The following is a 21,917-nucleotide window of genomic DNA, read 5'->3' on the forward strand; positions in this document are numbered from 1 at the left end:
CGCAATGACACCCGAAAGCGTCATGACGATGGGCCGCCAGGCCATGGAAATCACCCTGCTGGTGGCCGCACCGATGCTGCTGGTCGCGCTGATCATCGGCCTGATCGTCAGCATTTTCCAGGCCGCCACCCAGATCAACGAAGCGACCCTGTCCTTTATCCCGAAACTGGTCGGCATCTTTGTCGCCATCGTGGTGGCCGGGCCGTGGATATTGTCCGTCATGCTCGACTATATGCGCCAGGTGTTTACCGGCATTCCAAATTTGGTCGGTTGAGATGCTGCAAGGGCAACCGCCGTGCTGACCCTGACCAGCATCGAACTCAATACCTGGATCGCAGCACTGCTGTGGCCGCTTAGCCGCATTCTCGGCCTGGTGGCGGCCGCGCCGCTGTTCGGCAATGCGGCCGTACCCATCAGCACCAAGGTCAGCCTGGGCGTGCTGCTGGCCATGATCATTGCCCCCACCGTGCCGGCCCTGCCCGCCACGGATCCGATGTCGATGGCCGGCCTGTTGATACTGACGCAGGAAATGCTGATCGGCCTGGCGATGGGATTTTCGATCCGCATCGTGTTTGCCGCCGTCGAGATGGCCGGCGAGATCAGCAGCCTGACCATGGGCCTGGGTTTTGCCTCGTTCTTCGATCCGCAAACCAAGGGCCGCTCCTCGGCCATCAGCCAGTTTCTCACCATGCTGGCCACCTTGATGTTCCTGACGGTGAACGGCCACCTGGTGCTGCTGGCGGCGCTGGCGGAAAGCTTTGTCAGCCTGCCGATTTCCGCCAGCCCGATCAACGGCGGCGGCTTCCAGCAACTGGCGGCCTGGGGCGGCGAGATCTTCCGCTCGGGCGTGCAGATTTCGTTGCCCATCGTCGCCGCCTTGCTGCTGACCAACGTCGCGCTGGGCATTCTGACGCGCGCCGCGCCACAACTGAACATTTTCGGCATCGGCTTTCCCGTCACCCTGGGCGTGGGCCTGCTGGTGCTGGCGATGGTGCTGCCCTACCTTGCGGTACCGTTCCAGAACATGTTTTTGCGCGGCATAGAAACGGCGCGTTTGCTGCCGCGCGGCTTTGCCGAGCGCGAACGGCCACCACCTCCGCCGCCAGCCAATCCGCTGCGCCCGGCGTCGCCACTCCAGAGCGCACCTTAATGCTGACCGCCGCTGAGTGCAAAGCGCCAGCGCCGGCTGTCGAAATGCAGTTTCAGGCTGTGGTATTTCACCAGGTAGCGCACGCCGACGGCGGCCGCCGCAAAGCCCGACAAGGCGCCGATGCCCAGCGCCCAGCGGGGACCGAACACATCGGCGACCCAGCCGACGATGGGTGCGCCCAGCGGCGTGCCGCCGGCCGCAATCGCCATCACGATGGCCATCACGCGCCCGCGCATGGCTGGCGCCGTCGACAGCTGCACCGCACTGTTGACGGTGGTGGTAAAGGTTTGCGCGGCGATGCCGATGATCACCAGCATGATCCCGAACAGCCAGTAATTGGGCATCACGGCGGCCAGCGCGCAGCCCAAGCCGAACAGGGCGGCGGCGCCCAGCAGCAGCGCCAGGCGCGGCTTGTCGCGTCCGGCCGCCATCAGGGCACCGGCCACCGATCCGCAAGCCATGATGGAACTGAGCACGCCATACTGGCTGGCGCCCGCATGGAAGGCCGTGACCGACATGGTGGATAAAAAGATCGGGAAATTCAAACCGAAGGTGCCGATCAAAAACAGCATCAGCAGCACCGACACCAGGTCGGGCCGCCCGCTGACATAGCGGAAGCCTTCGGCAAAGCCGGCACGGCTGGCCTTGATGCGCGGCGCGCGGCGCAACAGGGCAGTGCGCAACAGCAACAGCGAACCGATCACGCCGGCAAACGAGAAGGCATTGATAATGAATACCCAGCCGGTGCCGACGCTGCTGATCAACAGGCCGGCCACGGCCGGCCCCAGCATGCGCGCCGCGTTGAACGAGGTGGAATTGAGGGCCACGGCGTTCGTCAGGTCGTCCTCGCTGACGAGCTCCGAGACAAAGGTCTGGCGCACGGGCGAATCGAACGCCGTCACACAGCCCAGCAACAGCGCAAACACATACACATGCCACAGTTCCACCCGTCCGCTGATGCACAGCAATCCCAGGCCCAGCGCCAGCAGCCCCATCGCCGCCTGCGTGCACAGCAGCAATTTGCGCCGGTCCAGCAGGTCGGCTGCCATGCCGGTCAGCGGCAGCAGCAGCAATTGCGGGCCGAATTGCAGCGCCATGACGATGCCGACTGCGCTGGCGTTGTGCCGGGTCAGCTCGCTCAGTACCAGCCAGTCTTGCGCGGTGCGTTGCATCCAGGTGCCGACATTCGAGACCAGGGCGCCACCGGCCCAGATACGGTAATTGGGATTCTTGAGCGAGCGGAAAGTATTGAGCATCTGGTGAGGGGGCCTCCTTGCCTGGGTAATGCAACAGTGGTGACGGATCAATCCGCCAAGCGTTTCAGCAGCGCCATGGCCTGCTGCAGTTGTGCCGTTTCGGCCGCGGTCAACCGGCTCTCGATGGTACGCGCCAGCCAGTCTTCACGCGCCGCGCGGCTCGCTTTCACGAGGGCGCGGCAATGGTCGGTCAGGCTCAAGATGGTCTGCCGCTTGTCGAGCGGGTCGGGCGCGCCCGTCACCAGCTGCGCGTCAACCAGGGCCTGCACGATGGCGGCCATCGACTGCGGGCGCATGCCTTCGGCGCGCGCCAGGCTGCTGACGGTGGCCGGGCCATCGCGCTCCAGGCGGCTCAGCACCGATGCCTGCGAGGGCGTGACGTCGGCAATATGCGCTTCTTCACGCAGGCGGCGGCGCAGCTTGCACACCTCGATGCGCAATTCGCCGGCCAGCAGCAGGACTTGTTCGTGATGTTCGGTGGCGTGCATTGATGAGGGCGCTTATGTTGAACGACCTCAATTATAACATATCAGCAGTCTAACTGCACAGTTAGACTGCACATATCCTTTGTGCGTAAAAAAGCCGGGGCGGAAGATTCTTCCAGCCCCGGCTCGCCGGCTTATCGGTCACTGAAACTAGTTGATGTAGTTAAACAGCGATAAGCCCGACACTTGCGTAAACGTTTTTTGCGCCGCCTGCAGGGTAATTTGCTGCTGGGTGAACAGCGACACGGTCTTGACCATATCCAGGTCTTGCAGGTCGGACAAGGTAGCCGAGTATTGCAAGTCCAGGTCGTCGCCGGAACTGGCCAGGTAATCGAGTTCCTTCATGCGTGCGCCCACTTCGGCGGTGACCGACAGCACATTGTCGTAGGCCGTGCTGAGGACGCTGCTGGCTGCGCTCAGGTTGTTGGCCAGGCGGGCCTGGCCGGCGCCGCCCTCGCCTGTCGAGCGCAGATCGCCGATCAGCCTGGTCATGGTGGTAAACAGCGATTCCTTGCTGCTCGGTGCCACACCGAATTTGTCCTGATCGGAAGGCTTGCCGCTGATCACTACTTGCTGGCCGTCGAAATTGATCGCGTCGCCCGACTTGTAGGTCACCGGCACGGCAGGATTGGGCACTGGCTGGCCCAGTGTCAGGTCATTGATGGTGTAACTGGTCACGGCCGAGTCGCCGGTGCCGGTAACGCTGAAACTGATTTCGTATTTGTTGCCGGTCAGCTTGCTGGCATCGGTGACGGTGCTGCCGGTAATGATGGCGCCGCTGCCGCGCGTAAAATTGCCGCTGTCGGGGGTGACGGTAAATTTGCCGTTGCCGGTCATATTGTTTTCAAACACCATCGCGCCCGAATCGCTGGTTGCCAGGAAACGCGACGAACCCACCTGCAGCTCGCGCTGGCCCTGGTCGCCCGCATAGGCGGCGCCGGTCGGTGTCTGGCTGAACGGCTGAGTGCTCGATTTATAGCCGCCGAACAAATAGCCGCCGGCGCCGTCGGAGGTGTTGGCGATGCCCAGCAAGTCGGTCATGCGCCCTTCGAGCTCCTTGGCGATGGTGGAGCGCTCTTCGTCACGCAAGCCCGGATTGCCGGCCTTGACCACCAGCTCCTGCACGTCGGCGATCAGGTTGGTGGTGCTTTTCAGCGCCAGCTCTTCCTGCGACAGGAAATTGGTGGCGTTCGAGCGGTTGGTTACAAACTGGGTATTGAGCGCCTGCGACTGCGTCACTTCCAGCGCGCGCGCCGAAGCGATCGGATCGTCGGCCGGCGTCAGGTTCTTGCGGTTGGTCGACAGCTGCATCTGCGTGCGGTTCAAGGCGCTTTGCAAAGTGTTCAGCTGGGTGCTGCCCTGCTCGTAAATCATTCGTGTGCTGATGCGCATGATGCTGCCCTTCCTGATGGCGGCGGCAATGCCGCTGCTAAATAATGATTAGCGTCCGAGGCCGATGACCACGTCGAACAGGGTACTGGCAATCTGCATGACCTTGCCGCACGCCTGGTAGGCCTGCTGGTAGCGCAGCAAATTGGCCGCTTCTTCATCGAGATTGACGCCCGACACGGCCTGCTGCTGGTTGGTGGTCTGTTCCAGCAGGGCCTGACTGGCCAGCCCGCTGACCTGCACTTCGCGCGTCTTGTTGCCGACAAAACTGACGGTTTCCGCATACGAACCCTGGAATGTGGCCTTGCCGCCGTCGAGGATATTGGTGGTCTGCAAGGCCGCCAGCGCCGCCGCATTGCGGTTGTCGCCCACCCCGCCCGTGTTTGGCGCAATGGTGTACTTGTCACCATTGGCCGGCACGCCAGTCATGGCCACGTTGATGCCGCCAAAGCTGTAATTGTCGCCTTCCTTGTAGGGAATGCTGGCAGTGCCAGCGGCATAGGTGGTGCTGTTGCCGTCTATTCCCTTGACGGTGACGGCCTTGTCCGCAGGAAACCCGCTCAGCGCATTGCTGGCCTTGTCGTAGCTCAGGGTGACCGGGGAAGTCAGGGTATTGCCCGCTTCCAGGTAAGTCTTGTCGACGGTGCCCGCCGACAATTTTCCGCTGCCGGTGTTGGAGACCGGCGCACCGGTGGTGATCGGTGCGGCCGCCGCCAGCTTGTTGCGGTCGGTAATCAGAACGCCGAGGCCGGCAGCCACATTGGCGGTCGGCTTGATGACATAGTTGTCGCCTTCGGCAGCCGTGCCCGAAATCGAAAAATCGACGCCGTCGATGGTTTGCGGCGTGGTTTGCGGATACGGATTGATCACGGTGCGCGCGCCGTCGGTCTGGCGCGTCACCACATAGTTGCTGCCATCGTATTTCAGGCTGTAGTCGCTGGCCGTCAGCGCGCTCGGGTCGGTGATCTTGGCCGACAGCACGGTGGTGCTGGATGCGCTATTGAGGCGGCTGGCGCCGATCTGCGGGTCCGGGATCTTGAAGAAATCGCCACCCATGTCGCCGTTCAGGTCCTGGCCCAGCTTGTGCTGTTCGTTGAAGGTCGTGGCCATCGCGGCGGCGACCTTGCCCAGCGAATTTTGCACGCGGTCCAGGGTCCCACTGCGAAACTCCAGCAGACCGCCCAGCGAGCCGCCCGTCAGCGCGTTTTCCGGCAGGATGGTCACGTTCTTGCCCGTGACATAGCCCACTTCGACCCGGTTCGGGTCGGTCAGCGACGGCGTGGCGGCCAGCTCGAAACTGCGGTTGGCCACCACCAGCGGCTGGCCCGAGCCGATCGACAGCGTAATCGTGTTGTTCGAACCCGGCTGCGCTGTGGTCTTGACATATTTGTTGAGTTCATTGACCAGCTGGTCGCGCTGGTCCAGCAAGTCGTTCGGCTGGGTCTGCGGGTCGACCGTCAGCTGCGAAATCGAGGTGTTCAGTTCGGCGATTTGCTTGGCGTAGGTATTGATCACCGCCACGTTCGAGGTGATTTGCGAATCGACGCCAGAACCGATCTCGGACAGGCGCGCGCTCAGGCTCTGGAAGCGGCCCGTCAGCGAACCGGCGCTCGACAGCAAGGCCTGGCGCGACGATACCGACGACGGATTCGAGCTGAAGTCCTGCACGCCCTTGAAAAAATCCTGCAGCGACGGCGACAGGCCGGCCGTGGAATCGGCCAGCAGGTTGTCGATCTGGCTGATCTGGGTGTAATAGGCATTCAGCGAACTGGTGTTGCTTTGTGCGGCATTCACCTGGGTCGACATGAAACTGTCGTACTGGCGCTTGATCTGCGACACTTCCGTGCCGGTGCCGACATAGCCGTAGCCTTCGAAGTTGGCATTCGACGTCTGTTGCTCGACGGTCTGGCGATTATAGCCGGCCACGTTCACGTTGGTGATGTTATGGCCGGTCGTCGACAGGCCCACTTGCGCTGCGAGCAAGCCACTTTTACCGATACTGAGTAGATTCGAGGTCATGGTGTCTTTTTAGGTTCCTGTCCTGATTGTTTACGGCAGCCGTGGCGAAAACTTGAAGCCGGTATTGACGAGAGGCTGCGGCACACCCTATCCGACCAGCGAACCCTTGATGATTTTTGTCAGTTTGGCAGCGTAATTCGGATCGGTGGCATAGCCGGCCTTTTGCAGGCCATGCGCGAAGGCGCTGGCGTCGCCGGCGGCGGCCAGCACTTTTTCGTAGCGTTTATTGCCAGTGATTAACTGTGCATAATCCTTGAAGCTGTCCGCATAACTGTCGTAGGCACGGAATTTCTCGACCTTGCGCTGTGCCTTGCCATTGACGTATTCGGTGGTAACGGCCTCCGTGACCTTGCCCTTCCAGTCGGCGCTGGCCTTGATGCCGAACAGATTGTGGCTGCTGCTGCCGTCGCGGCCGATGATTTCGCGCTTGCCCCAGCCTGTTTCCAGCGCCGCCTGGCCCAGCATGAACTTGGCCGGGATACCGGTGCTGCGGCTGGCCTCTTCCGCATGCACGCCCAGCTTTTCCTGGAAGGCGCGCACATGCGGCGCCTGGGTCGAATTGGCCTTGTCGCTCAAAGTCTTGCCGGTCCCGGCCACGGTCCCGGTGGCGCCTTCGGTCACGGCGCCCTGCTGCTGGCGGAACGCGGCCAGGGCGGCGGACATGCTCGACGAGCGCGGCGATGCAGTCGCCTCGGCCTCGCCATCGACAGCCGGGGTCAAGGTCGATGACAGTTGCCGCAGCAACACATCGGCCAGGCCAGTACCGCGCTTGGCCAGGCTCTGGCTGGTCTGCTGGTCCAGCATCGAGGTATACATCTTGCTTTGCTGGCTATCCATGATGCCGTCCTGCGGCGACGCGTCGCGCATGCTTTTCATCATCATGTTGATGAACATGGCTTCGAACTGCGTGGCCGCCTCTTTCAGCGCGGCAGGATCCTTCGCCTTGGCGGACTGGCGCAAGCCATCCATGCCCTTGACGTCGTAGGCGGCGGTATTGCTGAGGTCGGTCTGGCTGATCATGGCATGCCCCAATCAAATGATTTCAAGTTCGGCGCGCAAGGAACCTGCTGCCTTCATCGCTTGCAGGATGGCCAGCAAGTCCTGCGGCGAGGCGCCGATTGCGTTAAGGGCTTTCACCACATCGGACAGCGCGGCGCCGCCCTTGACCAGCATCACCTTGCCCGGTTCTTTGTTGATATCGATCTGCGCCGTCTGCGTGACGACCGTGGTACCGCGCGACAAGGGCGGCGGCTGGCTGACCTGCGGCTCGGTATTGATCGTCACCGACAAGTTGCCGTGCGAGATCGCACAGGTTTCCAGGGTCACCGACTGGTTCATCACCACCGAACCGGTACGCGCGTTCATGATGACCTTGGCGGCCAGGCGGGCCGGGTTGACTTCGATGCTTTCCAGCTGGCCCAGGAAAGCCACGCGCTGGTCGCTGCCGGCAGGCGTGCGCACCTGGATCACGCGCCCGTCAAGCGCGGCGGCCGTGCCGGGGCCATAGCGGCTGTTGACGGCCTCGACCACCCTGCTGGCGGTGGCAAAATCGGTGGCGTTCAATTCGAGGCGGATAATGTCGTTGGCGCCCACTGCGCTGGCGACGCTGCGTTCGACCGTGGCGCCGCCAGAAATGCGGCCCACGCTCAAATGGTTGACGGTGACCGAACTGCCGGCCGCCTGCGCGCCCACGCCGCCGACCAATACATTGCCCTGCGCCATGCCATACACCTGGCCATCGGCGCCCTTGAGCGGCGTCATCAGCAAAGTGCCGCCGCGCAAGCTCTTCGCGTTACCCATCGACGATACCGTGACATCGAGCATCTGGCCCGGCTGGGCAAACGCCGGCAACGACGTCGTCACCATCACGGCGGCAACGTTTTTCAGTTGCAGGCTGGAGCCTTGCGGCAGGTTGATGCCCTGCTGCTGCAGCATGGCGGCCACGCTCTGGATGGTAAACGGGGTCTGCGTGGTCTGGTCGCCGCTGCCGTCCAGGCCCACTACCAGGCCATAGCCCATCAACTGATTCTGCCGTACGCCGGCAATGCTGGCCAGGTCTTTCAGGCGCTCGGCCTGAGCCAGCGGCGCGATCAGCAATGCCGCCAGTGCACAGGCGCCCAGCAGGCGGGGGAAAGTGACGGTCGCCATCATCAGAACGGCAGCAGGCTGAGGAAGAAGCGCGAGGCCATCGAGGCCATCTCGGCACGGTCGATCTGGCTGTTGGTGCGGTATTCCACGCGCGCGTCGGCCACCTGGGTCGACGGCACCACGTTGCCGATGCCGATCGTATCCGGATTGACCATGCCCGAGAAACGGATGAATTCGATGCCCTTGTTCATGGCGATCTGTTTCTCGCCAGCGACGATCAGGTTACCGTTCGGCAGTTCTTCAATCACCGTCACGCCGATGGTACCGGAAAAGGTGTTGCTGGCCGACTGATTGTCGCCAGCCGAGTTGCTGAGCTTGCCTTCGGCCGCTACCGAGCCGCCGAAGCGCCCTTGCAGCAGGCCGGGCATGCCGAAACTGGCGCTATTCGATTTGTTGCCCGAGCTGGCACCCGCCTTGACGGCGTTGGTGCGTTCGGTAATGGCGATGGTCAAAGTGTCGCCCACATGGCGTGCGCGGCGGTCTTCGAAGGCCGGACGGTAGGTCGACGGCTGGTAAATGGCGCCATTGGTGGCCACCACCGGTTCGGGCATCGGCGCGCGCGTGGTGGTTGGATAAGGCACGATCGAGGTGGGGGTAACCGCGCAGCCGGACAGGATGGCTGCGGCAAGGATGGCGATGATCGGGTAATTGATGGAACAAGACATGGTAAGCCTCCGCTGCCATCCGCAGGCGGATGGCATGACAAAATTTAAAGCTGTGAAAGTTTCTGCAACATCTGGTCGGACGTGGTGATCGCCTTGCTGTTGATTTCGTAGGCGCGCTGGGTCTGGATCATGTTGACCATCTCTTCGGCCACGTTGACGTTCGAGGTTTCGATATAACCCTGCATCAAGAGGCCGGCGCCATTGGTGCCCGGAGTATTGGTCTGCGCCACGCCCGAGGCGCCGGTTTCCATGTAAAGGTTTTCACCTTTCGACTCCAGGCCGGCCGGATTGACGAAGGTGGTCAGCTGCAGCGAGCCGATCTGCGATGGCGCCACCGTATCGGGCAAGGTCACCGACACCGTGCCGTCACGCGCCACGGTCAGGCTCAGGGCGTTGGCCGGCACGGTAATTGCCGGCTGGATCACGAAACCTTCGGAGGTCACCAGCTGGCCGTTGGAGTCGGTCTGGAACGAACCGTCACGCGTGTAGGCGGTGGCGCCGTCCGGCAGCAGCACCTGGAAAAAACCGGCGCCATTGATCATCACGTCGCGCGAATTGCCGGAGGCCTGCGGATTGCCTTGCGTGTGGATGCGTTCGGTGGCCACGGTGCGCACGCCGGTACCGATCTGCAGGCCCGAAGGCAGCTGGGTCTGCTGCGACGACTGCGCGCCAGGCTGGCGCACGTTTTGATACAGCAAGTCTTCGAACACGGCGCGCGACTTCTTGAAGCCGGTGGTGCTGACGTTGGCCAGGTTATTGGCGATCACATCCATCTGCGTTTGCTGCGCTTCCAGGCCTGTCTTGGCAATCCAAAGGGAACGTATCATGATTCTTTCTCCAATAACAGCGCGCGCAGGCCCTGTGACAATTTCTATGTAACCATTATGCGGCTCGGCTTATCAATTCAAAGCGAGGATCTGGGTGGCTTTCGCCGCGTTGTTCTCGGCATTCTTGAGCAGGCTCATTTGGGTTTCGAACTGGCGCGCCAGCGCGATCATGGTCACCATCGAGTCAACCGGACTGACATTGCTGCCCTCCAGCGCACCGGTGGTCAGCTTGACGCCCTGATCAGCCGGCGGCACGCTGCCGTCCTTGACGCGGAACAAGCCGTCGTCGCCACGCACCAGCATCTGCTCGGGCGGGTTGACCAGCTTGATGCGGCCCAGCACGGTCGACGGGCCCGGCGGCACATCGGTTGAAATCGTGCCCACCGTGCCGTCGCCGGCGATCGTCACCGTCACCCCGGGCGGCACCGACAGCGGCCCCGTATCGCCCTGCACCATCAGGCCGGACTGGGTTTGCAGCATGCCGTTTTCGTTCAGTTTCAAGGCGCCATTGCGGGTGTAGGCTTCCGAACCGTCGGCCGACTGCACCGCGATCCAGCCATTGTTTTCCACCGCCACATCGAGCGAGCGACCCGTGTGCTGCATCGGACCTTGAGTAAAGTCGGAGCCGACCGTTGAATCGACGACAAAGGTGCGCGTCGGCATCATGCCATCGGCCACTACCGGCACCGCACGGAACGAGTCGAGCTGGGCCCGGAAGCCCGTGCTGGTCGCGTTCGCCAGGTTGTTGGCGGTGGTCGCCTGCTTCTCCATGATGTGCTTGGCACCGGAGCTGGCGGTATAGATAAGACGGTCCATATAGTCTCCTGCTTCGCTTACCGGAGGTTGACCAAGGTTTGCAGGATGGAATCCTGAGTCTTGATGGTCTGCGCATTGGCCTGGTAGGCGCGCTGGGCAGTGATCATGTTGACCAGTTCAGCCGTGAGGTCGACGTTCGACGCCTCTACCGACGATGCGCGCAGATTGCCTGCCGTGCCCGTGCCCGGTTCACCGATGATCGGGCCGCCCGAGGTCGAACTTTCCGTCCAGGCATTGTTGCCCACGGGCTGCAAGCCGTTCGGATTGGTAAATGAGGTCAGGATGATCTGGCCCAGGTCGCGCGTCTTGCCGTTGCTGTACTGGCCCTGGATGATGCCGTCGGATCCGACTACGAAGCGACTCAACTGACCGGCCGCATAGCCATCGGCCACGGTTTTCTTTTCACTGGTGGCAAGGCCGAGCTGGGTCGAATTGCTGAAATCGACCTTGATCGCCAGGTTGGCGTTCGCGCCGGTGGCCGGGAAGATCGGCAGATTGACAGTCACTGGCAATACTTGCGGCGGGTTCAGTGCCAGCATCGCGCCCTTGTCCAGGCTGCCGACACTATTGAAGATCAGCGAACCGGTTTTCATTGCTGGCACTACTGTTGCGGCGGCAATCGCGGCATCGATCTGGTCCGGCGTGCGGCCCGAATTGATGCCGTTGGCTACGGCGCCGCTGTACGTTTCGCTGATCGCGCCCAGTTGCGCGGCATTCGCGCCGGCGGCAGCGGCAGCGCTGCTGACAGCGGCGCCGGCCGCATTGGCATAGGCCACGGCGGCGGCGCTGACATTGGCCGTCGATTGCGGCACGGCCGTCACGGCAGCCTGGTAGGCGTTGCGCGCAGCCAGCGCGGCCGGGTCGGACAGCAGGGCCGAAGCGGCTTTGGCGCTGGTCACTTCAAGGTCATCGGAAGCCGAATACACGTCCCAGGTATTGGTACCGGTCTTGACGTAAAACATCGACATGGTGTGTGCATTGCCCAGCGAGTCGTAGACGGCGATGGGAATCTGCTTGTTGTACGAGGTCGGGTCGGTCATGCTGAAGGGCACGGTGGTCGGCATATCCGAGTTGGAATTGAGATTGACCTGGGTGTCGACCTTGCTGGTAGCCTGCGGGCTCATGTCGCCCGGATCGATCTGCAGCGGGATAGGCGCGCCGGCCAGCACCTTGCCGTTGGCATCGACCGGATAGCCGGTCAGCTGGGCATTCTGGGCATTGACGATAAAGCCATTCTTGTCGACCTGAAACTGGCCATTGCGCGAATACTGGATGGAACCGGCTGCATTGGTGCGGAAAAATCCGCCGCCATTGATAGCGATATCGAGCGGATTGGCCGAGCTTTCCAGGTTACCTTGGGTAAATGATTGCGCCACCTGCGCGACCGCTACGCCGATACCGGCCTGATTACCTGCCACGCCATACAGCGAGCTGGCGTAAATGTCGGCGAACTGCGCCTGCGACTGCTTGAAACCGACGGTGCCCGAGTTGGCGATATTGTTGCCGATGACGTCCAGCGATTTGGCGGCGCCGTTCAAGCCGCTCAGGCCTTGTTGGAAAGACATTGTATGCTCCTGGTAAGGAATTTTTTCGTTAGATGGTCAGGCAGCAGCGGTCGTCAAGCTGCAAAGGGTTTTTGCAGCACTTACAAGATCTGCTTCACGTCGGCCATGCTGATGCTGCCCACGCCCGGCACATTGAGTTTCACGCCGGCCGTGCCGGTCGATACGCTGGCTACCGAGCCGAAAGTCAGGCCGGTGGCGTCCTTGAGTTTTTCGCCGCCGCGCGTGGCAACCACCTCGAAAGTATAGGCGCCGTCGGCCAGCACGATGGGCTTGCCGGCCGCGTCCTTTTCACCGGTTTCGCCATTCCAGCCCAGCGGCACGGTGCCCGCTTCCTGGGCGCCCATGTCGATAGCATGCACTTCCTTGCCAGCGCCGTCATAAATGACGACCTTGACACTGTCGGCTGGCGTCGCCAGATCCACGCCCAGCAGGGCGGCACTTTTGCTCAGGGTAATGCCCTTGCCGGCCGTCAGCACGCCATGGCCGATGATATTGGCGGCCTGCATCGATTCGGCTTGCTGGTAGCTGGTTTTCAAGGTTTCCAGCGTGGTGTTGAGCTTGTTCACACCAGTGACCGTCGACAACTGGGCCAGCTGGCTGGTCAGCTGCGCATTGTCGAGCGGATTCATCGGATCCTGGTTTTGCAGCTGGGTGACCAGCAGGGTGAGGAATTTATTGGTGTCCTCCTCCACGCTGCCGGCAGCGGCCGTGGTTTTCTTCGGATTCATCGTCGCCATCAAATCGTTGGCGACGGCGGGAGTGCTGGTATCGATGGTTGCCATAATGGTCAATCAGGCCTTATTGGCCGAGTGTGAGTGTTTTCAGGAGCAGCGACTTGGCCGCATTCATGGTTTCCACATTCGTCTGGTAAGAGCGCGAAGCGGACAGCATATTGACCATTTCATCGACAGTATTGACGTTGGGCATGGTCACATAGCCCTTGTCGTCGGCCAGCGGATTCTTCGGGTCGTATACCAGTTTCATCGGCGAAGGATCCTCGATCACCTTCTGCACCTTGACGGCGGTGCCGCCATTGGCCAGCGGCACGGCTTCAAACACCACCTGCTTGGCGCGGTAAGCCTCGCCACTGGCGCTGGTGGCGCTGTCGGCATTGGCCAGGTTGCTGGCCACCGTATTGAGGCGCTGCGCCTGGGCGCTCATTGCTGAACCGGAAACATTGAAAATATTAAACAGCGACATGATTATTGTCCTCCCTGGATGGCCGTCAGCATGCTCTTGATCTGCGAATTGAGCAGGGTGATGCTCGCTTCATAACGAATCGCATTGTCGGCAAAGGCATTGCGCTCCAGGTCCATGTCGACCGTATTGCCGTCGACGGCGCCCTGGGCCGGCGCGCGGTACAACAAGGGCGTGCCATCCGGCATGGTCTCGACTTTGGCGCCGATGGCGGTGTTGGCGGCCACGCCATTGCCCGGCAGATGCTTGGCCGCCGTACCGGTCAGGGCCGGTGCCACGCCTTCGCTGCGGGCCAGCACGCCTTTCAGGGCGCTGGCGAAATCGACGTCACGCGCCTTGTAGTTTGGCGTATCGGCGTTGGCGATATTCGAGGCGAGCAATTCCTGGCGTGTCGAACGCAAGCTCAGCGCAGACTCGTGGAAGCGCAGGTAATCGTCGAGTTTCCCTATCATGTCAGGCTCCGGAAAGGTCCGCCACTGGCGCCGATGGCGGAAGGATGGCGATATGTATGATGACAGCAAATGATGACAGGGATGATAGTACGATTCTTGGCAGCAATACCATCGCCGGATCAGACCATACTTTCGCCTCTTAATCCACGCATCAATGACCGTAGGCAAGACTATCATGGCAGTATTCCAGAGGCCTATCACCATGAAAAACATCTTCCTCTCGCTGCTGTCAGCACTTGTTGCATTGGCGCCACTGACGCCGGCGCAAGCACAGACAGCCGGCCGCCAGTCGCCGGAAGCGTTGCGCCAGACGGTACAGCAATTCCTGCAAGTGCAGAGCAATGGCCTGCCGGGGCAAGTCACGGTCACGGTCGGCGCGGTTGATCCGCGCCTGAACCTGGCTGCCTGCCCTGCGCCGCAAGCCTTTATGGCGCCGGGCAGCCGCGCCTGGGGCAAGAGCACGGTGGGCGTACGCTGCACCGCGCCGGCCAACTGGACGATTTACCTGCAAGCCAATGTGGCGGTGGTGGGCGACTATATCGCCAGCGCCGTGCCGCTGGCGCAAGGGCAAATCATCGATGCCAGCCAGCTGGTGACGATGCAGGGCGACCTGGCGGCATTGCCGGCCGGCATCGCCACCAATATCGAGCAGGTGGTGGGCGCCAGCACCAATATGTCGCTGCCAGCGGGCACGCCGATGCGCACCGACACCTTGCGCCGGCCACCGGTGGTGAAGCAGGGGCAACTGGTGCGGGTAGTGTCCAGCGGCAATGGTTTCCAGGTAGCATCAGAAGGCCGCGCGATCGGCAATGCCGGCGACGGCCAGGTAGTGCAGGTACGCACCCAAGGGGGCCAGCAGATCAGTGGCGTGGCGCGCGCAGGCGGGCTGGTCGAAGTGGCGTTTTAACGCAATATAAACTTGCCTGGACAGCGATATTTGTCATCTGGCACACTAAAGTTTCAGGATTAGTGGCCGATAAAGACTCATATCCCGGAGTTTTTTGACTTCGACCAGACGAGGATCACGTTGTGAAAATTACCGATAACATCAAAAGCACTCCCGGCTTGCCGGTCACGCCGGCGGCCACGTCCGGCGCCCGCAACACCGAGAAGGCGCAAGCTGCCCCGGCATCATCGGACAGCGTACGCCTGTCGCCGCAAGGACAGGCACTGGCGACCAGCGCAACGACCAACAGCAATAGCGTGTTCGACACCAAGAAAGTCGAACGTATCAAGCTCGCGATTGCCGATGGCCAGTTCCAGGTCAACTCCGAAAAAGTGGCGGACGGTCTCCTCGACACGGTCAAGGACCTGCTGCACTCACGAAATAGATAGGTTCCTCCATGCAATCCGTTACTCCGTTTTCCAGCCTGCGCGACGAGCAACAGCTCATGACCACACTGCTGGCATTGATGAAACAGGAACAGCTGCATCTGGTTGCAGCCGACATCGATGCAATTTCGGACATTACGGTACGCAAGACAGCACTGATCGGGCAATTGAGCCAGCTGGCGCAACAACGCCACCAGGCGCTGGCCGCCGCCGGCTTTGCTGCCGGCGAAGACGGCATGGACGGCTGGCTGGCCGGCGCCGGCGAGACCGAAGCGGCACCGGCCTGGCAGGCGCTGCTAGCCACCACGCGCGCGGCCAAGGAACAGAATCGCCTGAACAGCCTGCTGGTCAACAAACACCTGCTGCACACCCAGGGCGCACTCGGTGCCATGCGCCCACCAGCCCAAAGCGGCAACTTCTACGGCCCCAGCGGCCAGACCACCACCAATACTACCCACCGGCGCGTCGTGATCGGCTAAGCACGCAGCACGTTTACAGTTCTGCTTGCAGACAGGCGTTCGCGCCAGCGCAATCCAGGACGCTCCACCAGCATATGCAAGGCAGCGGCAAGCAGCAGCGCCGCGACTATATACACGCAAAAAGCCGGCAAAGGCATGGCAGCGAGGCTGTCGCTCAGCATGCTGTCGACAGCGTGAAACACCTGCTTGTGCGTCAGGTACAAGCAAAAAGCCAAGGTGGCCAGCCTATGCGCGCCCGGCACGCGCCAGCGTCCTGGCCAGGTCCGGCTACTGGTGCAGCCAGCCAGCAGGCACGCAAAGCTCAACGCCAGCAAGGGATAGCCGAATACGATGCCGACAAAACCGGGCACACCCTGCATCAGCCACATCGTGCCAGCCACGCCCGCCGCGCCCAGCCATAGCAAGCATGCAGCATGCCTCATCAGTTGTTCCCACGTAGCAGGCCTGAAGCTGCGCAGCACAGCGAGCATGGTGCCAGCGAGCAAGCCATCGAGTCTTGTTGGTGTTGGAAAGTAGATCAGGCCCACGAAGCGCTCGACATAGTCAGCCGTACCCTGCACTGGCGCCAGGTAGTGCTGCCACAGCGCAGCGCGCAGCAGCATGCCGCCTGCCAGCACGCCAAGCGCCAGCAGCCAGGTCAGGCGCGACGATGTACCCGGCCCACAGTGGACCAGCAACCACGCCAGCGGCGGAAACAGCAGGTAATAATGCTCTTCCACACAAAGCGACCAGGCGTGCGAAAACGCCCGCAGATCCATATCGGCCGGCAACAGATTGACAGTAAAACTGAGGAATTGCCAGGCCGGCCGCATGCTGTCAGCCTCGCCCCATGCCGGCATCAGCATGTACAACGCCAGCACGAACAAATACGGCGGCAAGATGCGCAAGGCGCGGCGCAGCATGAAGTCGCGCCACCACGACCACCAGGCTGGCCGGGTGCCGGTCGCAAACGGGCGCAGCACTTGCCAACCAATCAGATAGCCGCTCAGCACGAAAAACAGATCGACGCCCATCCAGCCGTAGCCGACCAGCACCCCGGGGAAGTGTACGCCGTAACTCTCCAGGTGATACAGCATGATCCAGGCGATGGCCAGCGCGCGCAGCAGATCGAGCCCGGGCAGACGCCCGGACGCCATGTCAGCCACCAGCCTGCCTGGGCTTGTGCCCAAGCTTGGTCAATGCCGTCATCAGAGTTGCCACATGATCGCCCTGCACTTCAATCACGCCATCCTTGACTGTACCGCCCGAGCCGCACTGCGTGCGCAACTGCTTGCCCAGCAGGGCCAGCGCGATGGCGTCCAGCGGCAAGCCCTTGACCACGGTGACGCTCTTGCCGCCACGGCCCTTGGTCTGGCGTGACACCCGCACGGCGCCGTCGCCGACCGTCGCGGTCCTGGCGGCGGCCTTGCATGTGCATTGCGCCAGCGGCTGGCGGCATGCCGGGCACATGCGGCCCGTTTCGGTGGAATAGACCAGGCCGCCCTGGGAGTTATTTTTCATGGTAATGGTCGGCTAAAAAAGTACCGGGGTCAGACCCCCTCGAACGTTGGCAATGACCTTTGCGTTGGCGGTGTTGAGGGTCTGACCCCAGAATTTGCTTGTATATGCCGCGATTGTAGCAAGCGGCAAGGCCAGCCGCTGCCTGATTATTGCGGGTTGACAGGCAAAGGCGCCGGTGCGGTCGGCACTTCCGTCACCGTGTCGGCGATACCGGACAAAATCGTCACGGCGACGCGGCGGTTGCGCGCCCGCCCTTCCGGCGTGGCGTTGTCGGCCACCGGAATATTATCGGCGTGGCCGACCGCCGTCAGACGCTGCGCCTCTACGCCGCTGGCGATAAACAGGCGTACCACGGCGCTGGCGCGCGCTGATGACAGTTCCCAGTTCGAGGCAAAGGTGGAATTGCTGATCGGCTGGACGTCGGTATGGCCTTCCACCTGCACGTCATGGGCGTCGCCGCGCAGCAGCACGGCCACCGCACGCAGCGCCTGGTCCGATTCAGCCGTCAGGCCGGCCGCGCCCGGATCGAACAGCACGCTGGCATTGATTTCCACGCTGACGCCACGGCTGGTCTGGGTCACGCGTACCTTGCCTTCTTTGACCAGTGGCGCCAGGGTCGAGGTCAGGTCCTGCGCCAGGCGCGTCATGTGTTCGCGTTCGCGGCGTATCGCTTCGGTACGGCGTTTCAGGGCCGGGTTCGGCAGCGCGATCGCCTGCGGCGCCTCCATCTGGATCGGCGGCGCGCCCTTGTCGAGGCTGAAGGCGGTGCCGATGGCGTCGGAAAACACGCGGTACTTGCCCTCATTGACCTGCGAAATGGCGTACATGACGACAAAAAAGGCGAACAGCAGGGTAATGAAGTCGGCGTAGGAGATCAGCCAGCGGTCCTGGTTGTCCGGCTCTTCGTCATATTTCCTGCGCGCGCGCCGCATCATGGTCAGTGCTCGTGCAGCAGGCTGGCCACGCGCTCTTCAATGATGCGCGTATGGTCGCCGGTGGCGATGTCGTAGAACACGGCGGCCGTGATTTCATACTGCACCACGCGGCGCGAGACGATGGCTTTCAATTTGTTGGCCACCGGCAGGAACAGCAGGTTGGCCAGGCCGACGCCGTAGATGGTCGACACGAACGCCACCGCGATGCCGCCACCGAGCTTGCCGGGGTCGGTCAGATTCTCCATCACGTGTATCAGGCCCAGCACGGCGCCCAGGATGCCGATGGTCGGCGAATAGCCGGCCGCCGATTCCCACACTTTCACGGCCTGGCGCTCGGCCAGTTCATAGGCGGTGATTTCCACGTCGAGCAGCTGGCGCAGCTTGTCGGGCGCGATGCCGTCAACGATCATGCGCAAGCCCTTGGCGTTAAAATGGTCTTCCGTGTTTTCCATTATGCGTTCCAGCGCCAGCGTGCCGTCGCGGCGCGCCGTCAGGCTCCACAGGCCGATGTCGCGGCCCAGTTGCTCGCGCGGGTCGGCTGGCGGGAAAAATACCCAGCGCAGCATTTGCAGGCCGCGGACAAACGTACGCAGCCGCGTTTGCAGCAGCACCGCGCCAAAGGTGCCGATCACGACAATGGCGAAGGCGGCCGGCTGCAGCAAGGAGGCCATCTTGCCGCCCTCGAGCGCCTGGCCGACCAAGAGGCCCGCCAGCGCCAGCGCCAGCCCGATTACGCTGGACCAGTCCACGCCTGCTCCCTCAAGGTTGCGCGCAGGCGCGCGACGGCCTGGGTATGCAGCTGCGAGACACGCGATTCGGACACGCCCATCACGGCGCCAATCTCCTTGAGATTGAGCTCTTCTTCGTAATACAGACTCATCAGTATTTTCTCGCGTGGCGGCAGCGCGTCGATGGCATCGATCACGGACTGCCGGAAGCCGGTATCGAGCAGCGAGCGCAGCGGGTCGCTGTCCTCGTCGACGCAATGGCGGTCGAGGAAGCTGTCATTGCCGTCCGTATCGTGGAAGTCTTCATAGTAGACCAGCTGGTGGCCTCCGCCCTCGCCCAGCATTTCCTGATAGTCGACCAGCGAAATCTTGAGCAGCTTGGCCACTTCCGATTCGGTCGGCGGATGGCCGAGGCGCTGCTGCAAGGTGCTCATCGCCTCTTCGACCTTGCGCATGTTCTGGCGCATGCTGCGCGGCATCCAGTCGCTGCTGCGCAACTCGTCGAGCATGGCGCCGCGGATACGCAGTACGGCATACGTCTCGAACTGCGCGCCATGCGTTTCTTCATAGCGGGTGATGGCATCGAGCAGGCCGATCATGCCGGCCTGGATCAGGTCGTCGACCTCGACCGAAGGCGGCAACTTGGCCTTCATGTGGTGCGCCAGACGCTTTACCAGCGGAATATGCTCCGTCAGCAAATGATCCTTGTTCGATTTCCCTTTGACCGTGTACATAGGCTAGTTATTATTATCTTGTGAGAATGCTGCAAAATCATCAGGCGCTGAAATGGTGTGGACTCCCCGTCTGGTACAAGGTGGTGCCCAGCACCGGCGCCGCCGAGCGGGCCAGCCGTTCGGCCAGTCCGCGAAACGCCACCGATGCCCCAGCCAGCGGAAACGCATCGATCACACTGCGGCCCAGCCGCGCCGCGCGATGCAGGTATTCATCGGCCGGAACCGAGCCCATCGACGTCAGTTTCACGGCCAAGTAGCGACTTGCCGCTTGTGCCATATTATCGTATACCACCTTTGCTTCCGATTCGGAAGCGCCGGTGACGAGAATGCCGAAAGGACGGCGGCCCAGTTCCTGGTTCAGGCGCTTGATCAGGCAGTAGGCGGCCTTGATCGAGGTGGCGCTGGTAGAGACTTGCACCACGATATCGGCACTGGACATCATCGGCACCGGGAAGCAGGCACCGCCCTGCCCGGCCATGCTCATGTCGCCGTCGACCAGCACGATGCCGGCCTGGCGCGCCATGACTTCAAAGGTCTTGGCCAGGCGCCGTGCTTCGTCCTCGCTGGCGTAGCCGGGGCCGTCCATCAGATGGCCGCGCGCGCCCAGGCTGGCCACGCCGAAGCCTTGCGGCACCTGGTGGATCACCTGGTTCAGGCCGCATTGCTGGCGCGCCACGTCGAGCAGGCTGGCGCCATGCGCCAGGCCCAGCCGTGAAGCGACGCCGTCGCCGCTGGTGCTGGCGTCGAGCAGCAGCACCTCATTGCCGGCGTGTGCCAGCGAAGCGCCGAGGTTGACCAGCATCGCACCCTTGTCGTCCTGCGGCGTGGCCGACAAAAACGTCAGCACGCGTGGCTGCACGCCAGCGAGCATGCGACGCAAGCCTTCGGCCTGGTCGAAATCAAAATTAGCCACCATGCACCCCGCGTGCTTCATTGTTGCGGGTGGCGGCCTGGGCCATCAGCAGCGGCAGTTCATCGTCCGCAAACTGGGTCGCAACGGAATCACGCTTGAGCTTGAAGGCGCGGTCGATCAGGTAGCCGCGGTCGGCCAGGTACAGATCTTCCGGCACGCGCTGGCCGTTCGACACATAGAACAGATTGAGTTTCTGGCGTATTACCACGTCGAGCACATTGCCGATCGAGGCCGCTTCATCGAGCTTGGTCATGATGCAGCCGGCCAGGCCGCTGCCCTGGTAGGCGCGCACCACTTCATTGAGTGTTTCCTGGGTCGCGGTCGAGTTCAGGCACAGCAGGCGTTTGACATCGGCGCCGGCGCCCGACAGCATCGCCACTTGTTCCGTCACCATCTGGTCGCGCTGGCTGACGCCGACCGTATCGATCAGCACCGTATGCTTGTTCTTGAGTTCTTTCAGGGCGATGCGCAGGTCGGCCTCGTCCTTGACCGAATGCACCATCACGCCGAGGATCTTGCCGTAAATGCGCAATTGCTCATGGGCGCCGATACGATAGGCATCGGTGGTGATCAGGGCCAGCTTTTCCGGGCCGTGGCGCATCACGCAGCGCGCGGCCAGCTTGGCGGTGCTGGTGGTCTTGCCGACACCGGTCGGGCCGACCAGGGCGAACACACCGCCTTGCTCGAGCATCGCGTCTTCGTTGGCCATGGTGTTCAGGTTGCGGCTCAGCACGGTCTTGATCCAGCGCATGCTGGCAACGCCGTCCAGGCCGGCTGGCAGCTTGTCGATCAGGTAGCGCGCCAGGCTGGCCGAAAAACCGGCCGCCAGCATTTCGCGCAGCACCACCATTTTTTGCGGCTCGCGATGCTGGGTGGCGCCCCAGGAAATTTCTGCCAGCTGGGTTTCCATCATGCCGCGCATGGCGCGGATTTCATTCATCATGCCGTCGATATCGGCCGAGGCATTCTTTTTTACATGCGCCAGCGCGCTGGCCATCATCTGCTGCATGCGCGCCATGTCCAGGCCTTCGGCAGGCGCCGTGGCGGGACGAGCCGGCGCCGCGGACGGGCGCTGCGGCACGGCAAACTGGGTTTGCAACTGCGGACGCGGCTGCGCCATTTCGGAGGCGGCTGGCGGCGACGACAGCGAGGCGGCGTCATCATTTGCCAGCGCAAGGATTTCCACCATGCCATCGCCCTGGCGATTCGACAGGATTACGGCGTCCGGACCGAGCGCTTCACGCACCTTGCGCAGCGCATCGCGCGAGGTCGGCGCAGTAAATTTTTTCACATTCATGGCCACACTCCCATGGCTGGGTTGGCGTAT

At 62.4% G+C, this 21,917-nt stretch carries 25 protein-coding genes; 5 read left to right on the forward strand and 20 right to left on the reverse strand.

The window, feature by feature from the left end; genetic code table 11:
• Window positions 1-4: 4 nt before the first annotated feature.
• Together fliQ and fliR are read left to right on the forward strand one after the other, a co-directional pair.
• Window positions 5-274: a flagellar biosynthesis protein FliQ gene (gene fliQ, locus ACQ4WM_RS06300; RefSeq protein WP_436545820.1), complete on the forward strand. Its 270-nt coding sequence runs from the start codon at window positions 5-7 to the stop codon at window positions 272-274.
• Window positions 275-295: 21 nt separating this feature from the next.
• On the forward strand, window positions 296-1,150 hold the full coding sequence (gene fliR / locus ACQ4WM_RS06305) for a flagellar biosynthetic protein FliR (RefSeq protein ID WP_436545821.1): 855 nt from the start codon (window positions 296-298) through the stop codon (window positions 1,148-1,150).
• Here the strand turns inward: fliR and ACQ4WM_RS06310 are convergent.
• From ACQ4WM_RS06310 to flgB, 13 genes are all read right to left on the reverse strand, one after another.
• Window positions 1,147-2,406 carry an MFS transporter gene (locus ACQ4WM_RS06310; RefSeq protein ID WP_436545822.1) on the reverse strand — a complete coding sequence of 420 codons (1,260 nt, stop codon included), beginning with the start codon at window positions 2,404-2,406 and terminating at the stop codon, window positions 1,147-1,149. The two genes, fliR and ACQ4WM_RS06310, sit on opposite strands and share 4 nt — an antisense overlap.
• 47 nt (window positions 2,407-2,453) lie before the next feature.
• A complete protein-coding gene (locus ACQ4WM_RS06315; protein ID WP_436545823.1) occupies window positions 2,454-2,894 on the reverse strand; it encodes a MarR family winged helix-turn-helix transcriptional regulator in 441 nt (146 codons plus the stop codon).
• Between the two features lie 147 nt (window positions 2,895-3,041).
• A complete protein-coding gene (flgL, locus tag ACQ4WM_RS06320) occupies window positions 3,042-4,283 on the reverse strand; it encodes a flagellar hook-associated protein FlgL (protein ID WP_436545824.1) in 1,242 nt (413 codons plus the stop codon).
• A 48-nt stretch (window positions 4,284-4,331) separates the two neighbouring features.
• Window positions 4,332-6,299, reverse strand: a complete 1,968-nt coding sequence (gene flgK / locus ACQ4WM_RS06325; RefSeq protein ID WP_436545825.1) for a flagellar hook-associated protein FlgK — start codon at window positions 6,297-6,299, stop codon at window positions 4,332-4,334.
• Between the two features lie 87 nt (window positions 6,300-6,386).
• A complete protein-coding gene (gene flgJ, locus ACQ4WM_RS06330) occupies window positions 6,387-7,319 on the reverse strand; it encodes a flagellar assembly peptidoglycan hydrolase FlgJ (protein ID WP_436545826.1) in 933 nt (310 codons plus the stop codon).
• Between the two features lie 12 nt (window positions 7,320-7,331).
• Window positions 7,332-8,447, reverse strand: coding sequence for a flagellar basal body P-ring protein FlgI (locus ACQ4WM_RS06335; protein ID WP_436546211.1), 1,116 nt, complete (start codon window positions 8,445-8,447; stop codon window positions 7,332-7,334).
• Window positions 8,448-8,449: 2 nt separating this feature from the next.
• Window positions 8,450-9,112 (reverse strand): flagellar basal body L-ring protein FlgH, encoded by a 663-nt coding sequence (locus ACQ4WM_RS06340; RefSeq protein WP_436545827.1) that lies wholly within the window; start codon window positions 9,110-9,112, stop codon window positions 8,450-8,452.
• A 44-nt stretch (window positions 9,113-9,156) separates the two neighbouring features.
• Window positions 9,157-9,939 (reverse strand): flagellar basal-body rod protein FlgG, encoded by a 783-nt coding sequence (gene flgG / locus ACQ4WM_RS06345; RefSeq protein ID WP_436545828.1) that lies wholly within the window; start codon window positions 9,937-9,939, stop codon window positions 9,157-9,159.
• Between the two features lie 72 nt (window positions 9,940-10,011).
• A complete protein-coding gene (locus tag ACQ4WM_RS06350) occupies window positions 10,012-10,755 on the reverse strand; it encodes a flagellar basal body rod protein FlgF (protein ID WP_436545829.1) in 744 nt (247 codons plus the stop codon).
• A 17-nt stretch (window positions 10,756-10,772) separates the two neighbouring features.
• A complete protein-coding gene (locus tag ACQ4WM_RS06355; protein WP_436545830.1) occupies window positions 10,773-12,320 on the reverse strand; it encodes a flagellar hook protein FlgE in 1,548 nt (515 codons plus the stop codon).
• An 80-nt stretch (window positions 12,321-12,400) separates the two neighbouring features.
• Complete coding sequence (locus tag ACQ4WM_RS06360; RefSeq protein WP_436545831.1) at window positions 12,401-13,102, reverse strand: flagellar hook assembly protein FlgD; 702 nt, start codon at window positions 13,100-13,102, stop codon at window positions 12,401-12,403.
• A gap of 16 nt (window positions 13,103-13,118) precedes the next feature.
• Window positions 13,119-13,520, reverse strand: a complete 402-nt coding sequence (gene flgC, locus ACQ4WM_RS06365; protein ID WP_152243586.1) for a flagellar basal body rod protein FlgC — start codon at window positions 13,518-13,520, stop codon at window positions 13,119-13,121.
• Between the two features lie 2 nt (window positions 13,521-13,522).
• Window positions 13,523-13,969: a flagellar basal body rod protein FlgB gene (flgB, locus tag ACQ4WM_RS06370; RefSeq protein ID WP_436545832.1), complete on the reverse strand. Its 447-nt coding sequence runs from the start codon at window positions 13,967-13,969 to the stop codon at window positions 13,523-13,525.
• 202 nt (window positions 13,970-14,171) lie between these two features.
• Between flgB and flgA the strand changes: the two genes are divergently transcribed.
• From flgA to ACQ4WM_RS06385, 3 genes are all read left to right on the forward strand, one after another.
• Window positions 14,172-14,876, forward strand: a complete 705-nt coding sequence (flgA, locus tag ACQ4WM_RS06375) for a flagellar basal body P-ring formation chaperone FlgA (RefSeq protein WP_436545833.1) — start codon at window positions 14,172-14,174, stop codon at window positions 14,874-14,876.
• A gap of 122 nt (window positions 14,877-14,998) precedes the next feature.
• Window positions 14,999-15,304: a flagellar biosynthesis anti-sigma factor FlgM gene (flgM, locus tag ACQ4WM_RS06380; RefSeq protein ID WP_436545834.1), complete on the forward strand. Its 306-nt coding sequence runs from the start codon at window positions 14,999-15,001 to the stop codon at window positions 15,302-15,304.
• An 8-nt stretch (window positions 15,305-15,312) separates the two neighbouring features.
• The gene (locus ACQ4WM_RS06385; RefSeq protein ID WP_436545835.1) at window positions 15,313-15,780 is read left to right on the forward strand and encodes a flagella synthesis protein FlgN; all 468 of its coding nucleotides are present in this window, start codon (window positions 15,313-15,315) and stop codon (window positions 15,778-15,780) included.
• Here ACQ4WM_RS06385 and ACQ4WM_RS06390 read toward each other — a convergent pair.
• The 7 genes from ACQ4WM_RS06390 to flhF form a co-directional block, all read right to left on the reverse strand.
• A complete protein-coding gene (locus ACQ4WM_RS06390; RefSeq protein WP_436545836.1) occupies window positions 15,777-16,916 on the reverse strand; it encodes an acyltransferase family protein in 1,140 nt (379 codons plus the stop codon). The two genes, ACQ4WM_RS06385 and ACQ4WM_RS06390, sit on opposite strands and share 4 nt — an antisense overlap.
• A gap of 1 nt (window position 16,917) precedes the next feature.
• Entirely contained in the window at window positions 16,918-17,280 is a 363-nt protein-coding gene (locus ACQ4WM_RS06395) for a translation initiation factor Sui1 (RefSeq protein WP_436545837.1), read from the reverse strand.
• Between the two features lie 146 nt (window positions 17,281-17,426).
• On the reverse strand, window positions 17,427-18,212 hold the full coding sequence (gene motD, locus ACQ4WM_RS06400) for a flagellar motor protein MotD (protein WP_436546212.1): 786 nt from the start codon (window positions 18,210-18,212) through the stop codon (window positions 17,427-17,429).
• 5 nt (window positions 18,213-18,217) lie between these two features.
• Window positions 18,218-18,964, reverse strand: a complete 747-nt coding sequence (locus tag ACQ4WM_RS06405; RefSeq protein ID WP_436545838.1) for a flagellar motor protein — start codon at window positions 18,962-18,964, stop codon at window positions 18,218-18,220.
• Complete coding sequence (locus ACQ4WM_RS06410; RefSeq protein ID WP_436545839.1) at window positions 18,946-19,677, reverse strand: RNA polymerase sigma factor FliA; 732 nt, start codon at window positions 19,675-19,677, stop codon at window positions 18,946-18,948. The genes ACQ4WM_RS06405 and ACQ4WM_RS06410 overlap by 19 nt, the downstream gene beginning before the upstream one ends.
• 40 nt (window positions 19,678-19,717) lie before the next feature.
• Entirely contained in the window at window positions 19,718-20,590 is an 873-nt protein-coding gene (locus ACQ4WM_RS06415; protein ID WP_436546213.1) for a MinD/ParA family ATP-binding protein, read from the reverse strand.
• On the reverse strand, window positions 20,583-21,887 hold the full coding sequence (flhF, locus tag ACQ4WM_RS06420; RefSeq protein ID WP_436545840.1) for a flagellar biosynthesis GTPase FlhF: 1,305 nt from the start codon (window positions 21,885-21,887) through the stop codon (window positions 20,583-20,585). Before flhF ends, ACQ4WM_RS06415 begins: the two co-directional genes overlap by 8 nt.
• Between the last annotated feature and the right edge of the window lie 30 nt (window positions 21,888-21,917).

This window comes from Janthinobacterium longum (assembly GCF_051380735.1).
Taxonomy (GTDB): Bacteria; Pseudomonadota; Gammaproteobacteria; order Burkholderiales; family Burkholderiaceae_D; genus Janthinobacterium.

What these genes read in the sequence shown, in the direction of transcription:
- ACQ4WM_RS06395 (WP_436545837.1), bottom strand. Translation starts at nt 17,280, where the DNA reads ATGAAAAATAACTCCCAGGGCGGCCTGGTCTATTCCACCGAAACGGGC.
- ACQ4WM_RS06335 (WP_436546211.1), bottom strand. Translation starts at nt 8,447, where the DNA reads ATGGCGACCGTCACTTTCCCCCGCCTGCTGGGCGCCTGTGCACTGGCG.
- ACQ4WM_RS06315 (WP_436545823.1), bottom strand. Translation starts at nt 2,894, where the DNA reads ATGCACGCCACCGAACATCACGAACAAGTCCTGCTGCTGGCCGGCGAA.
- flgK (WP_436545825.1), bottom strand. Translation starts at nt 6,299, where the DNA reads ATGACCTCGAATCTACTCAGTATCGGTAAAAGTGGCTTGCTCGCAGCG.
- fliQ (WP_436545820.1), top strand. Translation starts at nt 5, where the DNA reads ATGACACCCGAAAGCGTCATGACGATGGGCCGCCAGGCCATGGAAATC.
- flgB (WP_436545832.1), bottom strand. Translation starts at nt 13,969, where the DNA reads ATGATAGGGAAACTCGACGATTACCTGCGCTTCCACGAGTCTGCGCTG.
- flgJ (WP_436545826.1), bottom strand. Translation starts at nt 7,319, where the DNA reads ATGATCAGCCAGACCGACCTCAGCAATACCGCCGCCTACGACGTCAAG.
- flhF (WP_436545840.1), bottom strand. Translation starts at nt 21,887, where the DNA reads ATGAATGTGAAAAAATTTACTGCGCCGACCTCGCGCGATGCGCTGCGC.
- flgL (WP_436545824.1), bottom strand. Translation starts at nt 4,283, where the DNA reads ATGCGCATCAGCACACGAATGATTTACGAGCAGGGCAGCACCCAGCTG.
- ACQ4WM_RS06385 (WP_436545835.1), top strand. Translation starts at nt 15,313, where the DNA reads ATGCAATCCGTTACTCCGTTTTCCAGCCTGCGCGACGAGCAACAGCTC.
- ACQ4WM_RS06310 (WP_436545822.1), bottom strand. Translation starts at nt 2,406, where the DNA reads ATGCTCAATACTTTCCGCTCGCTCAAGAATCCCAATTACCGTATCTGG.
- ACQ4WM_RS06360 (WP_436545831.1), bottom strand. Translation starts at nt 13,102, where the DNA reads ATGGCAACCATCGATACCAGCACTCCCGCCGTCGCCAACGATTTGATG.
- flgG (WP_436545828.1), bottom strand. Translation starts at nt 9,939, where the DNA reads ATGATACGTTCCCTTTGGATTGCCAAGACAGGCCTGGAAGCGCAGCAA.
- ACQ4WM_RS06340 (WP_436545827.1), bottom strand. Translation starts at nt 9,112, where the DNA reads ATGTCTTGTTCCATCAATTACCCGATCATCGCCATCCTTGCCGCAGCC.
- ACQ4WM_RS06350 (WP_436545829.1), bottom strand. Translation starts at nt 10,755, where the DNA reads ATGGACCGTCTTATCTATACCGCCAGCTCCGGTGCCAAGCACATCATG.
- ACQ4WM_RS06410 (WP_436545839.1), bottom strand. Translation starts at nt 19,677, where the DNA reads ATGTACACGGTCAAAGGGAAATCGAACAAGGATCATTTGCTGACGGAG.
- ACQ4WM_RS06355 (WP_436545830.1), bottom strand. Translation starts at nt 12,320, where the DNA reads ATGTCTTTCCAACAAGGCCTGAGCGGCTTGAACGGCGCCGCCAAATCG.
- motD (WP_436546212.1), bottom strand. Translation starts at nt 18,212, where the DNA reads ATGCGGCGCGCGCGCAGGAAATATGACGAAGAGCCGGACAACCAGGAC.
- ACQ4WM_RS06390 (WP_436545836.1), bottom strand. Translation starts at nt 16,916, where the DNA reads ATGGCGTCCGGGCGTCTGCCCGGGCTCGATCTGCTGCGCGCGCTGGCC.
- flgA (WP_436545833.1), top strand. Translation starts at nt 14,172, where the DNA reads ATGAAAAACATCTTCCTCTCGCTGCTGTCAGCACTTGTTGCATTGGCG.
- flgC (WP_152243586.1), bottom strand. Translation starts at nt 13,520, where the DNA reads ATGTCGCTGTTTAATATTTTCAATGTTTCCGGTTCAGCAATGAGCGCC.